At 74.2% G+C, this 13816-nt stretch carries 10 protein-coding genes and 1 pseudogene; 5 read left to right on the plus strand and 6 right to left on the minus strand.

The genetic code is table 11. The features are described from left to right. Positions 1-57: 57 nt before the first annotated feature. Together GXW83_RS30955 and GXW83_RS30960 are read left to right on the plus strand one after the other, a co-directional pair. Positions 58-387, plus strand: coding sequence for an FmdB family zinc ribbon protein (locus GXW83_RS30955; RefSeq protein WP_182446315.1), 330 nt, complete (start codon positions 58-60; stop codon positions 385-387). A gap of 258 nt (positions 388-645) precedes the next feature. Beyond that, on the plus strand, positions 646-1320 hold the full coding sequence (locus GXW83_RS30960) for a hypothetical protein (protein ID WP_182446316.1): 675 nt from the start codon (positions 646-648) through the stop codon (positions 1318-1320). A gap of 162 nt (positions 1321-1482) precedes the next feature. Here the strand turns inward: GXW83_RS30960 and GXW83_RS30965 are convergent, their stop codons facing one another. From GXW83_RS30965 to GXW83_RS30985, 5 genes are all read right to left on the minus strand, one after another. Then, positions 1483-1656, minus strand: coding sequence for a hypothetical protein (locus GXW83_RS30965; RefSeq protein WP_182446317.1), 174 nt, complete (start codon positions 1654-1656; stop codon positions 1483-1485). Positions 1657-1700: 44 nt separating this feature from the next. After that, the gene (locus tag GXW83_RS30970; protein WP_182446318.1) at positions 1701-2672 is read right to left on the minus strand and encodes a sigma-70 family RNA polymerase sigma factor; all 972 of its coding nucleotides are present in this window, start codon (positions 2670-2672) and stop codon (positions 1701-1703) included. 354 nt (positions 2673-3026) lie between these two features. Beyond that, the gene (locus tag GXW83_RS34975) at positions 3027-5291 is read right to left on the minus strand and encodes a glycosyltransferase family 39 protein (protein WP_182446319.1); all 2265 of its coding nucleotides are present in this window, start codon (positions 5289-5291) and stop codon (positions 3027-3029) included. After that, entirely contained in the window at positions 5288-6634 is a 1347-nt protein-coding gene (locus tag GXW83_RS30980; protein WP_182446320.1) for a glycosyltransferase, read from the minus strand. The genes GXW83_RS34975 and GXW83_RS30980 overlap by 4 nt, the downstream gene beginning before the upstream one ends. 68 nt (positions 6635-6702) lie before the next feature. Then, positions 6703-8367 carry an AMP-binding protein gene (locus GXW83_RS30985; RefSeq protein ID WP_182446321.1) on the minus strand — a complete coding sequence of 555 codons (1665 nt, stop codon included), beginning with the start codon at positions 8365-8367 and terminating at the stop codon, positions 6703-6705. Between the two features lie 132 nt (positions 8368-8499). Between GXW83_RS30985 and GXW83_RS30990 the strand changes: the two genes are divergently transcribed. From GXW83_RS30990 to galE, 3 genes are all read left to right on the plus strand, one after another. Further along, positions 8500-9642, plus strand: coding sequence for a lipid-transfer protein (locus GXW83_RS30990; RefSeq protein WP_182446322.1), 1143 nt, complete (start codon positions 8500-8502; stop codon positions 9640-9642). A gap of 9 nt (positions 9643-9651) precedes the next feature. Further along, positions 9652-10173, plus strand: coding sequence for a Zn-ribbon domain-containing OB-fold protein (locus GXW83_RS30995; RefSeq protein WP_370466812.1), 522 nt, complete (start codon positions 9652-9654; stop codon positions 10171-10173). 62 nt (positions 10174-10235) lie between these two features. Beyond that, a complete protein-coding gene (gene galE, locus GXW83_RS31000) occupies positions 10236-11207 on the plus strand; it encodes a UDP-glucose 4-epimerase GalE (protein WP_182446323.1) in 972 nt (323 codons plus the stop codon). Between the two features lie 117 nt (positions 11208-11324). On the opposite strand, the pseudogene GXW83_RS31005 reads toward galE, so the two are convergent. After that, positions 11325-13813: pseudogene (locus GXW83_RS31005) on the minus strand (PQQ-binding-like beta-propeller repeat protein). Between the last annotated feature and the right edge of the window lie 3 nt (positions 13814-13816).

Here is a 13816-nt window from a genome sequence, read left to right on the forward strand (position 1 = left end):
GCCGCATCATGGATCGTCGTTAGCACTCATCAGGCGAGAGTGCCAGGAGGAATACCAGTGCCGACCTACCAGTACCAGTGCACCGAGTGTGGCAGCGGCCTTGAGGCGGTCCAGAAGTTCACGGACGACGCCCTGACGGTCTGCCCCGAGTGCAGCGGCAGGCTGCGCAAGATCTACTCCGCGGTGGGTGTGGTCTTCAAGGGCAGCGGCTTCTACCGCACGGACAGCCGCTCGTCGTCGAGCAGCACCGTGGGCGCGTCCAAGCCTGCTGCGGCGTCCGCGCCGTCGGGTGACTCCTCCTCGTCGTCCTCGACGTCCGCTGCTGCGGCGTCGTCGTCCTCGTCGAGCAGCTCGTCGGCGGGCAGCAGCTCGTCGCCCGCCGCCTGAGGCGGAATGACCCGCACAGCAACGTCGGCCCTGTCGCCGAGCCCCGGCGGTCCTGCGTCCAGCAGTGACCGCCGGGGCTTTGGCGCGCCCTGAGGGCGGGTGCGGGCTGGTGGTGGCTCACCCGTGTGGGTGACGGGGTTTTCCACAGCCCCGGGTTTGTCCACAGATCACGGTCGGACGGGCCGGGGCGACGCGGGGATCGGCGATCGTTGAGGGGCAAGCAGGTCCCGAACAGCCTCGCAAAGGCGGTGGTTCCGCATGTCCCTCATGATCAACGACCCCTCCCGTTCCGACGCCCCCTGCAGCGCCTCCGGGGGCGCCGACCGCGGGCCCGAGCCCGGCACCGACGCCTGGGCGCAGACCTGGGCCGATGCCTGGGCCGACATGCGGGCCGAGATCCAGGCGGAGGCGGAGGCCCAGGCAGATGCCCGGGCGGATGTCCGGGCGGATGTCCGGGCGGATGTCCGGGCAGAGGCGCAGTCCGAGGAGCGGGCGGACGCTTGGGCGGAGGACGGGCCGCAGGCCCTGCCCGCGCCGCAGCCGACGGTGCGGACCGAGCCGCTGTTCGGCGGCGGTCCGGTGGCGGACGGTGGCGCGGCGGGCGGCCCCGAAACGGTCAGTCCCGACCCGCGTGGCCCGGGGGCCGGTGATCCGGTGGCGGGTGGCCCGGCGGTGCCGCCGACGCGCCGGATCGCCCTGTTCGCGCCGATCCGGGCCGGGGGCGGTCGGCATCGGCTCCCGGCGGCCGTGCGCCGAAGGCCCGGGCCGGTCGCGGCCGGGCTGATGGTGGCGGTGACGGCGCTCGCGGTGGGCTCGCTGCGCGGCCCGCAGCGGCCGGCGGTCGAGGGCGTCGCGGGCCAGCACGCCGATGCCCGGCCGACGCTGCACGTCAGCGGGGGCACGGCCGGTCCGGGCGGCCGCTCGTCCAGGTGAAGCGCGTCTCCGGAAGATCCGCGATCTGCCGACCCGTCAGGGCCGAGGCGGGGCGGTCATGGCGAAGGGCCGGGACACCGGCCCCGGCCCTTCCGCGTCACCCGGTCGCCACCGTCACGGTCGCGCCGACTCATCCGCCGTACAACTCAGCTGCCGTGGAACTCAGCCGCCGTGGTGCGGCGGCGTCTCGCGGCGGTACCACGCCTCGTCCCGCTCGGACTCGCCGCCGCCGGATCCGGCACCGCTGCCCCAGCCGGAGTCGGTGTCGTCCCGGCTCGGCTGGGAGAGCGGGTCGTCGAAGACCAGCGCCGGTCGCTTGCTCGTGTTCTCTGCCATGCGTCCAGCGTACGAGGCGGTGGTCTCGGGTTCCGGGGCGGTGCTCATGCCGCCTCGAAGCCCGAGTGGTCGGCGATCTTGCGCAGTTCGGCCAGGGCGTGCTTCTCGATCTGGCGGATGCGCTCGCGGGTCAGCCCGTGCTGCTTGCCGACCTCGGTGAGCGTGCGCTCGCGGCCGTCCTCCATGCCGTAGCGGGAGCGGATGATCGAGGCCGTGCGGTCGTCCAGGCGGCCGATGAGGTCCTCCAGCTCCTCACGGCGCAGCATCACCATCACCGCGTCCTCGGGGGAGGTCGCGCTGGTGTCCTCGACCAGGTCGCCGAACTGGGTCTCCCCGGAGTCGTCGACCGTCATGTTGAGGCTGACCGGGTCGCGGGCCCAGTCCAGGACGTCCTTGATCCGCTCGACGGTGGTGTCCAGCTCGGCGGCGATCTCCGAGTGCTCGGCGTCACGGCCCAGCTCCTTGGACTTCTCCCGCTGCACCCGACGGATGCGGCCCAACTCCTCCACGAGGTGCACGGGCAACCGGATGGTGCGGGACTGGTCCGCGATGGACCGAGTGATGGCCTGGCGGATCCACCAGGTCGCGTAGGTGGAGAACTTGAAGCCCTTGCCGAAGTCGAACTTCTCCACGGCCCGTACCAAACCCGCGTTGCCCTCCTGGATCAGGTCGAGCAGGGGCAGGCCGCTGCGCGGGTAGCGCCGGGCCACGGCCACCACCAGACGCAGATTGGAGCGGATGAACACGTCCTTGGCATGGCGGCCGTCGGCCGCGATCGCGTGCAGTTCTTCCTCGTCGGCGCCTGCTGCGGTCTCACCGCTCTCCAGCAGGTGCTCGGCGAAGACTCCGGCTTCTATTCGGGTCGAGAGGTCGACTTCCTGAGCGGCGTCGAGCAGAGGGGTCCGGGCGATCTCGTCCAGATACATGCCGACGAGGTCGCGGTCGGCCTCACCGCTGGTCGGACGCGCAGTGCGGGTCCGGTCGGCCTTGTCGCGGACGACGGCACGGGTTGCCATGCGTACTCCTTCACAGAGAAGGGACGGGCCTGGCCGGCCCGTTCGTGGTTGCCTTTCGTAACGATGCAACGAGCAGATTCCGGACATCATTCCCATCGGGAAGTTTTTTCTCGCCAGGTGCAGTATGCTGGCGGATTTTCCCCGCATGATGACCGGAGCGTGTCCGACTGGTCACGGATTGCTGTCAAGTTTCGCTCCCGGAACGGGAGATGACGCCATGACGCCACTACGTGTCACTGACGAGTCTGCGCCCCTGTGTGGTTCCGCGCGCGTCGGCGGGCCGGGGAACGCCAACAGCCCACCGCCCGGGGCGATCCGGGGGCGGTGGGCCGTCGACCGAGCGAGCAGGCCGGACTACGCGCAGTAGTACAGCGTCTGGGATGTGCCGGTGCTGGAGCCGCCGTAGGCGGACGCGGTGACCGCCGTGCAGCTGGACGTGACGTAGGAGGTGGCAGCCGAGTTGGCCCGGCCGCCGCCCATGCCCCCACCCGTAGCGCCGCCGGGTCCGCCGGTGGTCCCTGAGCCGTCGAGGAGGACGTAGTGGAGCTTGCCCGAGGCGATGTAGCCCTTCAGCTTGGCCAGGCTCATGGCCGGGTCGTCCCCGGTGAAGCCGCCCATGCCGATGGCGGCCCGGCCGCCGCTCTGCAGGATGATCTGGGCGGCGGACTGGGCCTCGGAGGTGGCCACCAGCCACGTCGCGGAGCCCTGGTGGGCCTCCAGGTAGCGCAGCATCGCGCTGGAGACGCCGCCCGCGCCGCGGCCCATGCCGCCGCCCGGGGCGCCAGTCGTGCCGTCGGCGCCGCCCGTGCCGCCTGGGCCGCGGGCCGTGCGCGCCTGGTCCGCGGCCTCGCCCGGCCGCCCGGTCGCGCCCTGTGGCGCCGTGCTCTCGGCCTGCTCCGCGCCACCGGCCTGCCCGGGTGGGGCGAATCCCCCGAAGCCGCCGCCGGTCCCGCTCGGACGGCTGCCGTCGGCCGCGCCGGGGAAGCCCCGGCCGCCCGCGCCGCCGCCGGGAGCGCCCAGGCCGCCCATGCCGGTGCCGGTGGACGGCCCGCCGGTCGGGTTGACGCCCTGGATGCTTCCGGCGGTCACGGTGTCGGCGGCGTAGGCGACCGGTCCGGCGAGCAGTGCGACCAGGGCGGCCACCGCACCGACCGCCATCAGCCGCAGCCGACCCCGGGCACCGCCCCGGCCGAAGCCGAGGCCGGAGCCCGATCCGGTGCCCGCGCGGGCGGCCAGCAGCAGCGCCACGGCGGCGGTCGCCGACACCGCGACCAGCGGCCACAGCCGGCCGGTGGAGCCGGAGTCGCGCCGCAGCAGCACGATCGCCCACAGCGCCGTCGCCGCGACCGCCAGCGGCAGCACCCACGCCCAGGCCGCCGACCGGCTGCGGAAGGCCCGGAGCAGCGCCACCCCGCCCGCGCCGGTGAGCGCGGCGATCGCCGGGGCCAGCATGGTCGTGTAGTACGGGTGGAAGGTGCCGTCGGCGAAGCTGAAGGTCAGGTAGTGCGTCAGCAGCCAGCCGCCCCACAGCACCAGCGAGGCGCGCTGGAGGTCGGTGCGCCGCCTGCGGCCCCGCAGCACCAGCGCGCCCGCGCAGGCGATCACCGCGAAGGGGATCAGCCAGGAGATCTGGCCGCCCAGGATGGTGTTGAACAGGCGTCCCACGCCCGCCGCGCCGCCGAAGTTCGCACCGCCACCGCCACCGCCACCACCGCCGCCCGCACGGCCCGCGCCGCCGCCGCTGCCGCCGGTGATCCGGGCCAGGCCGTTGTAGCCGGTGACCAGGTCCCAGACGGTGTTCTTGGTGCTGCTGCCGATGAACGGGCGGTCGGCCGCCGGGATGGAGTCCACGACCACCATCCACCAGCAGCTGGAGACGGCCAGGGCCGCGCCCGCGAGCAGCAGGGTGCGGACGCGCTTCCGCACTCCGCCCCGGGCCGCGTAGAGGTAGGCGGCGAAGAAGGCCGGCAGCACCAGGTAGGCGGCCAGCATCTTGGTGTTGAAGGCGAAGCCGACCAGGACGCCGGACCACACCAGCGGCATCGTCCGCCCGCTGCGGATCGCCTCCAGGCAGAGCCACGCCGCGGCGACGGTGAGCAGCACCAGGACCGGATCCGGGTTGTTGTCGCGGTCGATGGCGACGGTGATCGGGGTGAGCGCCAGCACCACCGCCGCGACCGTCGCCGCCGTGTGGCCGAAGCTGCGGCGGACGGCACTGTAGAGCACACCCACGGCGGCGACCCCGCACAGCGCGATCGGCAGCAGCATCTGCCAACTGCCGAAGCCGAAGATCCGGCAGGACGCCTCCATCAGCCACAGCGCGACCGGCGGCTTGTCCACGGTGATGTAGTTGCCGGTGTCGAGCGAGCCGAAGAACATCGACGACCAGCTCCTGGTGCCGCTGAGCACGGCGGCGGCGTAGTAGGAGTTGGCGTCGCCGTTCTGCCCGAGCCGGTAGCAGGAGACGGCGGCGGCCAGCGCCAGCACCGCCCAGAGCGCGGGCCGGGCCCAGCGGGGGGTGTTCGGGGGGCCGAGCAGCGTCCGGCGCATCCGGCTGCGTCCGCCCGGTGGCCGGGCTGCCTGCTCGGGCGCCGTCAGGGCTGGGGTGTGCACGCTCATCGGTGGTTCAGCTCCTGGTGGGTCCGGGTGGCGGCGGTGCTGTCGGTGGCGGTGGCAGCGCTGTCGGTGGCGGTGGCGGTCGGGTGGGTCCGGCGGTGGTGGCGTCCGGGGTTGAAGACCCAGACCCGCATCAGCAGGAAGCGCACCACGGTGGCCAGCGCGTTGGCGCCGACCAGTGCGCCGAGCTCCTCCAGGTGCGAGGCGCCGGGGGCGACGGCCCTGGTCACCGCGAGGATGAGGGTGCTCAGCAGCAGCCCGATGAGGAAGGCGATACCGCCTTCGACCTGGTGCTTGAGGGCGTCCCGGGAGCCGGTGACGCCAAAGGTGAAGCGGCGGTTGGCTGCGGTGTTGGCGACGGCGGTGGCCAGCAGCGCCAGCGCGTTGGCGACTACGGCCGGAGAGCCCTGACGCAGCACCAGGTAGAGCGCCAGGTAGGCCAGTGTGCTGGCGGCTCCGATGACGGCGAAGCTGGAGAGCTGGCGCCGCATCCCGGGCGGCAGCTGCGCCTGCTGCACGCGCGGCGGCACCGGCAGCCGGGTCGCGCCGGAGACGGTCCTGCGGGCGACCCGCCACATGCCCTTGAGGTCGTCCTTGACGGTGCGGACGATGTCCACCCGGCTGTCCGGGTCGTCCACCCAGTCCACCGGCACCTCGTGGATGCGCAGCCCGCTGCGTTCGGCGAGCAGCAGCAGTTCGGTGTCGAAGAACCAGGTCTGGTCCTCGACCGAGCCGAGCAGGGCCTGGACCACCTCGGTGCGCCCGGCCTTGAAGCCGCACTGGGCATCGGAGAAGCGCGCGGCCAGGGTGGTGCGGAGCATCAGGTTGTAGGTGCGGGAGATGATCTCCCGTTTGGGGCCGCGCACCACCGCGGAGCCGCGGTGCAGCCGGCTGCCGATGGCGAGGTCGCTGTGGCCGGAGAGCAGCGGCGCGACCAGCGGCAGGAAGGCGTCCAGGCCGGTGGACAGGTCCACGTCCATGTAGCTGACGACGTCGGCGTCACTGCGGCTCCAGACCTGGCGCAGCGCCCGGCCGCGTCCCTTCTGGTCCAGGTGGACGGCCTCCACCCGGGGCAGCTCGGCGGCGAGCGCGGACGCGACCTGCCAGGTCGTGTCGGTGCTGGCGTTGTCGGCGATGGTGATCCGGAACGGGTAGGGGAAGGTCTCGCTGAGGTAGGCGTGCAGGCGGCGGACGCTCCGGCCGAGGACGTGCTCCTCGTTGTGGACCGGGACGACGATCTCGACCAGGAGGGCGCGCCCGGGCGGTCCCGGTTGCGCGGGTCGCCGCGCCTGCACCCCGTCCCGGTGGGCGGGCTGTGCCGCCGCCGACGCTGTCGAATTGCTCATGCCGCCACGCTTCGGCACGGCGCTGTGGGGAGCCTGTGCCGGACGTAGGGCAGAGGTGAGAGTTCTGCTCAGCCGCCCGCGCGCAGCTGCCGTTTGAGCACCTTGCCGGAGGCGTTGCGGGGCAGTTCGCCGAGGAAGGCGACCTGCCGGGGGACCTTGTAGTTGGCCATCTCGCGTCGGGCCCAGGCGATCAGGGCCTCGGCCGCGCCCGGCTCGGGGGCGCCGTGCGGAACGACGTACGCCTTGCCGACCTCGCCGAGGCGCGGGTCCGGGATGCCGACGACGGCGCAGTCGGCGACCAGCGGGTGCCGGATGAGCACGCGCTCGATCTCGGCGGGGTAGGCGTTGAAGCCGCCGACGGTGAACATGTCGCCGAGCCGGTCGGTGATCCGCAGGTTGCCGGAGTCGTCGACGATGCCGATGTCGCCGGTGTGCAGCCAGCCGTCGGCGGTGACGGCGGCGGCGGTGGCCTGCGGGTCCTCGAAGTACTCGCGCATCACGTTGTAGCCGCGCACCTGGACCTCGCCGGGGGTGCCGCAGGGCAGGCCGGTGCCGCTCTCGTCGGCGATGCGCAGCTCCACGCCGGGCACCGCCCGGCCGGAGGTGGCGGCGATCAGGCCGGGGTCGTCCCCGCGCCGGCCCATGGTGACCAGGCCGCAGGCCTCGGTCAGGCCGTAGGCGGTGATCACGGTGTCGAAGCCGAGCTCCTCGCGGATGCGGGTGACGAGTTCCAGCGGGACGACGGCCGCGCCGGTGACGGCCAGGCGCAGCGAGCCGAGGTCGTAGCCGGCCCGGCCGGGGTGGTCGAGCAGCGACTGGTAGACCGTGGGGGCGCCGGGCAGCACCGTGACGCGTTCGGTGGAGACGGCGGCCAGCACCGCCTCGGCCTCGAAGACGGGCAGCGGCAGGATGGTCGCGCCGCGCATGAGCGAGGCCAGGATTCCGGCCTTGTAGCCGAAGGTGTGGGTGAACGGGTTGACCACCAGGTAGCGGTCGCCTTCGGCGAGCCCGGCGAGGTCGGCCCAGGTGGAGAAGGCGCGCAGGCTCTGCGCGTGGGTGGTGACGGCGCCCTTGGGCAGGCCGGTGGTGCCGGAGGTGAACATCATGTCGGCGGGGTCCTCGCCGCGGACGGCGTCGATGCGCGCGCGGACGGCGCGGTCGGGCACGTCGGCCCCGGCGGCGAGGAAGCCGCGCCAGTGCTGGAAGCCCTCCCGGGCCTCGGTGCGGTCGCCGAGGACGACGGCCGTGCGCAGGTGCGGCAGCCCGGGGAACGGGCCGACAGCCTTCCCGCGCCGCGCGCCGGAAGCCCCGGCGTCGGAGCCCCCGGCGCCGGAGCCCCCGGCGCCGGAGCCCGCGGCGCGCAGGGCGGAGACGTAGCTGACGCCGAGGAAGGTGTCGGTGACGAAGAGCGTGCAGGCCCTGGTCCTGCGCAGCAGGTCGAGCACCTCGGCGGCCTTGAGCCGGGTGCCCAGCGGCACCAGTACCGCCCCGGCGCTGACCGCGCCGAGCGCGGCGACCACGAAGTCGGGGGTGTTGGGGGCCCAGACGGCGACCCGTTCGCCGGGCCGCACCCCGGCGGCCATGACGGCGGCGGCGGCGCGGCGGACGCGCTCGCCCAGCTGCCGGTAGCTGATCCGGGTGCGCGGTCCGGCGACGGCCTCGGCGTCGCCGTGGCGGTCGGCGGCGGCCTGCACCAGCCGGGGGATGGTGCCCCACTCCAGGTCTCCGCGCACGGCGTCCTCCACTCGTAGTCGCAACAACGCTGTTGAGGCCCGGCCAGATTAGAGCGGTCGCGGCCTACCGGCCAAGGGGGCGTCCGCCTATTCTGACGTTACGTCAGATCAGTTGCCCACCCCGGGGGTTCGATGCTCAAGGACCGTGCGGCCGTCGTCGGCATCGGCCAGACCCGCTTCGCCAGGCACCTCGACGAGCCCGAGAAGACCCTCGCCTGCCGGGCGGTGCTGGCCGCGCTCGACGACGCCGGGATCGACCCCTGCGAGGTCGACGCCCTCGCCTCCTACACCATGGAGGAGACCGACGAGGTCGAGCTCGCCAAGGCGATCGGCGCCGGGGACATCACCTTCTTCAGCCGCACCGGCTTCGGCGGCGGCGGCTCCGGCGCCACCGTCGCGCACCTGGCCATGGCCGTCGCCACCGGACAGGCCACCGTCGGCGTCGCCTGGCGGGCCCGCAAGCGCGGCTCCGGCGTCCGGCCGTGGACCAGCACCAGCGTCCAACTGCCCACCCCGGCGCAGTGGACCAGGCCGTTCGGGCTGCTGCGGCCGGCCGACGAGATCGGGATGCTGGCCCGCCGCTACATGCACGAGTACGGCGCCACCCGCGACCACCTCTTCAACGTGGCCCTGGCCTGCCGCAACCGCGCCAACCAGAACCCGGCCGCGGTCATGTACGACCGGCCGCTGACCCGCGAGATGTACATGGACGCCCGCTGGATCTCCGAGCCGCTCTGCCTCTACGACAACTGCCTGGAGACCGACGGCGCGCTGGCCTGCGTCGTCGTCGGCGCCGAGCGCGCCCGCGACTGCCGCCGCAAGCCGGTCTACGTGCACGCCGCCGCCCAGGGCCTGCCATCGCAGCACCACGGGATGGTCAACTACTGGAACGACGACCCGCTGACCGGACCGGCCTGGACCGCCGCCCGCCAGCTGTGGAAGACCGCCGACCTGGGCCCGCAGGACGTCGACGTGGCCCAGATCTACGACGCGTTCACGCCGCTGATCCCGCTCTCGCTCGAGGGCTACGGCTTCTGCGGGCGCGGTGAGGGCGCGGCCTTCACCGAGGGCGGCGCGCTGGAACTCGGCGGACGGCTGCCGATCAACACCGGCGGCGGCGGCCTCTCCGAGGGCTACGTCCACGGCTTCAACCTGATCAACGAGGGCGTGAAGCAGCTGCGCGGCACCTCCACCGCGCAGGTGCCGGACGCCTCGACCTGCCTGGTCACCGCCGGGGAGGGCGTCCCCACCTCGGCCCTGCTGCTGCGCGCCTGAGGAGGCCCCGTGAACGCCGACAAGCCCGCATCCGAACCGTCCGTCACCGAGGCCGTGCACGCCGCCGGGGGCATGGTCGGCGGGATGCTGCTGCCCTGGCCGGACGTCGACGGGGAACCGTTCTGGCGGTACGCGCTCCAGGGCGAGCTGCGGGTGCAGAGCTGCGCCGACTGCGGGCTGCGGCGCTTCCCGCCGCGCCCCTGCTGCCCCGGCTGCCACAGCTTCGACAGCCGCTGGCAGCTGACGTCCGGTCGCGGCCGGATCTGGTCCTTCGTGGTGGCGCACCCGCCGCTGCTGCCCGCCTACGCCGAGCACGCCCCCTACCCGGTGGCCGTGGTGGAGCTGGACGACGCCCCGGCGATCCGGCTGGTCGGCGCGCTCACCCCGTCGGCCCGACGCCCGGACGCGCCGCTGGACGCCGTCACCGCCGAGGCCGGGGCGCGGCTGCGGATCGGGGCGCCGGTGCAGGCCGTGTTCCAGACGGTCGCGCCGGGCGTGGCCGTGCCCCGCTGGGCGCTGACCGGCTCCTGACCGGCGCTCCCCGGACGGCCGCCGGTCGGCCCGGCAGCACCGCCCCGGATAGCATGCTCGGCATGAGTTGGCTGATCACAGGCGGAGCAGGTTTCATCGGAGCGCACGTCGTACGTGCCATGGTCGAGGACGGTATATCCGTCGTCGTGCTGGACGATCTCAGCACCGGCGACCCGGTCCGGCTCCCGGCGGGGGTGCCGCTGGTCAACGGCTCGACCCTGGACCGCGCGCTGCTCGACCGGGTGATCGCGGAGCACCGGGTCGAGGGCGTGTTGCACATCGCCGCCAAGAAGCAGGTGGGCGAGTCGGTGGCGCTGCCGCTGCACTACTACCGGGAGAACGTGGAGGGCCTGCGGGTGGTCCTGGAGGCCGCCGCCGAGGCGGGCGTCCGGCGCTTCCTGCTCTCCTCCTCCGCCGCCGTGTACGGCATGCCGGACGTGGAGACCGTCACCGAGTCCACGCCGTGCGCGCCGATGAGCCCGTACGGCGAGACCAAGCTCGTCGGCGAGTGGCTGGTCAGGGCCACCGGGCGGGCCCACGGCATGGGCACGGTGGCGCTGCGCTACTTCAACGTCGCCGGAGCGGCCACCCCCGAGCTGGGCGACCCCGGCGTCTTCAACCTGGTCCCGATGGTCTTCGAGCGGCTCGCCGCCGGAAAGGCCCCGCTGGTCTTCGGCGCGGACTACCCCACGCCGGACGGCACCTGCATCCGCGACTACATCCACGTCGCCGACATCGCCACCGCCCATGTGGCGGCCGTGCACCGGCTGCGGGACAACCCGGACGACACCGAACTGGTCCTCAACATCGGCCGGGGCGAGGGCGTCTCGGTCAGCGAGATGCTCGACGTCATCGGCCGGGTCACCGGCCTGGACGCCCGCGGCGAGGTCGTCGACCGCCGCCCCGGCGACCCGGCCCGGGTGGTGGCCTCGGCCGAGCTGATCGCCAAGGAGCTGGGCTGGACGGCGCAGTACGGCGTCGAGGAGATGATCGCCTCCGCCTGGGCCGGCTGGCAGCTGCGCCACCCGGAGTAGCCGACGGCGCCCCGGCAGGCGGCGCGGGCGCGGGGACGGGACGGGTGACGGGAACGGCCACGCCGTTCCCGCCACCGGCCACCGGCCACCCGTCTCCGGCTCGGGCCCCGACGGGCCTCAGTCGCGGGAGGTGGCCGTGCCCCGGGCGGCGTCCAGGGCGTAGACGCAGCGGTCCTTGCTGCACGCGAAGACCCGTCCGTCGACGGCCACCGGGGAGCCGGTGATCTCGCCGCCGGTGTCCAGCTTCCAGCGCAGCCGCCCGGTGACCAGGTCCAGGGTGTGCAGCGAGTGGTCCCGGCTGCCCAGATGGACCAGGCCCCCGGCGGCGGCCGGGGCCCCGGTCAGCTCGCCGCGCGCGGAGTAGCGCCAGCGCTCGTCGCCCTGGGCGGCGTCGAAGGCGTACAGCGTGTCCACGCTGCCGACCAGGACGCTGCCGTCGACCACGAGCACCGGATCCCCGCCCTGGCGCCCGCCGGTCCGGGCGCGCCAGCGCACCGCGCCGGTGGCCGCGTCCAGCGCGCAGACCGTGCCCAGGTAGTCGGCGATGTAGATGCCGCCCCGGCCGTCCGGGGTCGGCGGGGTGAACAGCGCCACCGGCGTGTCGAAGCGCCAGCGCTGCTCGCCGGTGGCCTCGTCCAGGGCGAGCACCCGGGAGCCGGAGGTGACGTACAGCACGCCGTTCCGCAGCACCGGGTGCGAGGGGACGTCCTCGCCGACCGGGAAGGCCCAGCGCGGGCGTCCGGTGGTCAGGTCGAGCGCGTGCAGCCGGCCGCCGCCGTAGTAGTAGACCGAGTCACCGGCCACGCACGGCCCGGACTGCTGGTTCTCGTACTCCTGCTGGGCGTCCTTGACCTTCCACATCTCGCTGCCGTCGATGGCGGAGCGCACCTGCACGCCGCCGCCGCGGGTTCCGGCGACGACCGCGCCGCCGCCGGTGTGCAGCGAGTACGTCCAGCCGTCGAGGACCACCCGCCAGCGCTCGGCGCCGTCGGCGGCGGTGAGGGTGAACAGGTTGGGCCCGTCGGCGGCGTGGACCTGCCCGTCGGCCACCGACACCGCCCAGGCGACGTCCCGGGACTTGAAGCGGCGGCGGCCGGTGGCGATGTCGAGGGCGTGCACCTCGAAGCTGGTGACGAACAGGGTGCCGTCGCTGACCTCGGGCGTGCCCCAGACGTCGTTGGACATCCGGAACCGCCAGGGACGCCAGCGGCTCGGGGCCGCCGGGGCGGACGCGGGGGCTCGCCGGACGCGGGGCCGGACGCTGGCCCGGAGGCGGCGGCCGGGGAACGGCCGGGCTGCGGGATCTGCGTACGGCGCACCCAGTCGGTGCCGGGCGGGGTGACCGGCTCGGCGGCATGGGTGGTCGCGCCGGTGGCCCCGGCCCGGACGCCGGGCCCGATCGGCACCGCGCCGCCGACCAGCTGCACCACCGGCGTGGGCGTGGTCGGCCCGGCCTCCTCGGCCACCGGCGCGGCGGCATGGCGACGGCCGCCCGCCGGGCGGACCTTCTCGGTGGGCGGGGTCTCGCCGGTCCTCGGATCCGCCGTCCTCGGACCCGGCCCGGCGGCCGACGGCGCGGCCACCGGCTGCTGCTGGGCCGGACGGGCCGACGGCTGAGCGGGCTGGGCTGGCTGCGGCTGCTGACCCGGCTGCGGCGGTGCCTGCTGCGCGCCCGGGACCGCAGGCGCGGGCGACGCGCCGCCGCCGGTGCCGCGCCGCCCGCGCCTGCGGTCGATCAGCTCCATCGCCACCGGCGGCAGCCAGTCCCGCGAGTCGTCGTCCTCGCCGGTCCCGCTGGCGTACAGGTGCGGTGCCAGCTCCTCCTGGATCTGCGCCGGGGTCGGCCGCCGCTCCGCCGCGGGCCGCATACACGCCTTGACCAGCGGCGCCAGCTCCTGCGGCAGGCCGGAGAGGTCCGGGGCCTCGCGCAGCAGCATGAACACCGTCTCCACAGGGTTCACCCCGTGGTACGGGGCGTGCGCGGTGGCGGCGAAGACCAGCAGCGAGCCGAGCGAGAACACGTCGCTGGCGCCGGTGACGCTGCGGCTGTCCCTGGCCTGCTCCGGCGACATGTACGCGGGCGTGCCCACGGCGACGTTGGTCATGGTCAGCCGGGTGTGCGAGACCCCGGCGGCGATGCCGAAGTCGATGACCCGCGGGCCGTCCTCGGTGACCAGCACGTTCGAGGGCTTCAGGTCACGGTGGACCAGCCCGGCCGCGTGGATCGACTGCAGCGCCTCGGCGATGCCCGCGATCAGCCAGCGGGCCGCGCCGGCCGGCAGCGGCCCGCACTCGGCGACCAGGTCCTCCAGCGAGGGCGCGGGGATGTAGGCGGTGGCCAGCCACGGGACGGGCGCGTCCGCGTCGGCGTCCACGACGGCCGCGGTGTAGAAGCCGCTCACGGTACGGGCAGCCGCGATCTCCCGGGAGAAGCGGACCCGGAACAGCTGGTCCTCGGCCAGCTCCGCCCGCACGGTCTTGATGGCGACCCTGCGCCCGGCGGCCGAGCGGCCCAGGTAGACCAGCCCCATCCCACCCGCGCCGAGGCGTCCGAGCACCTCGAAAGGCCCGATCCGTCTGGGATCGTGCGCCGTCAGCTGGTCCACGTC

Source organism: Streptacidiphilus sp. PB12-B1b (genome assembly GCF_014084125.1).
Lineage (GTDB): Bacteria > Actinomycetota > Actinomycetes > Streptomycetales > Streptomycetaceae > Streptacidiphilus.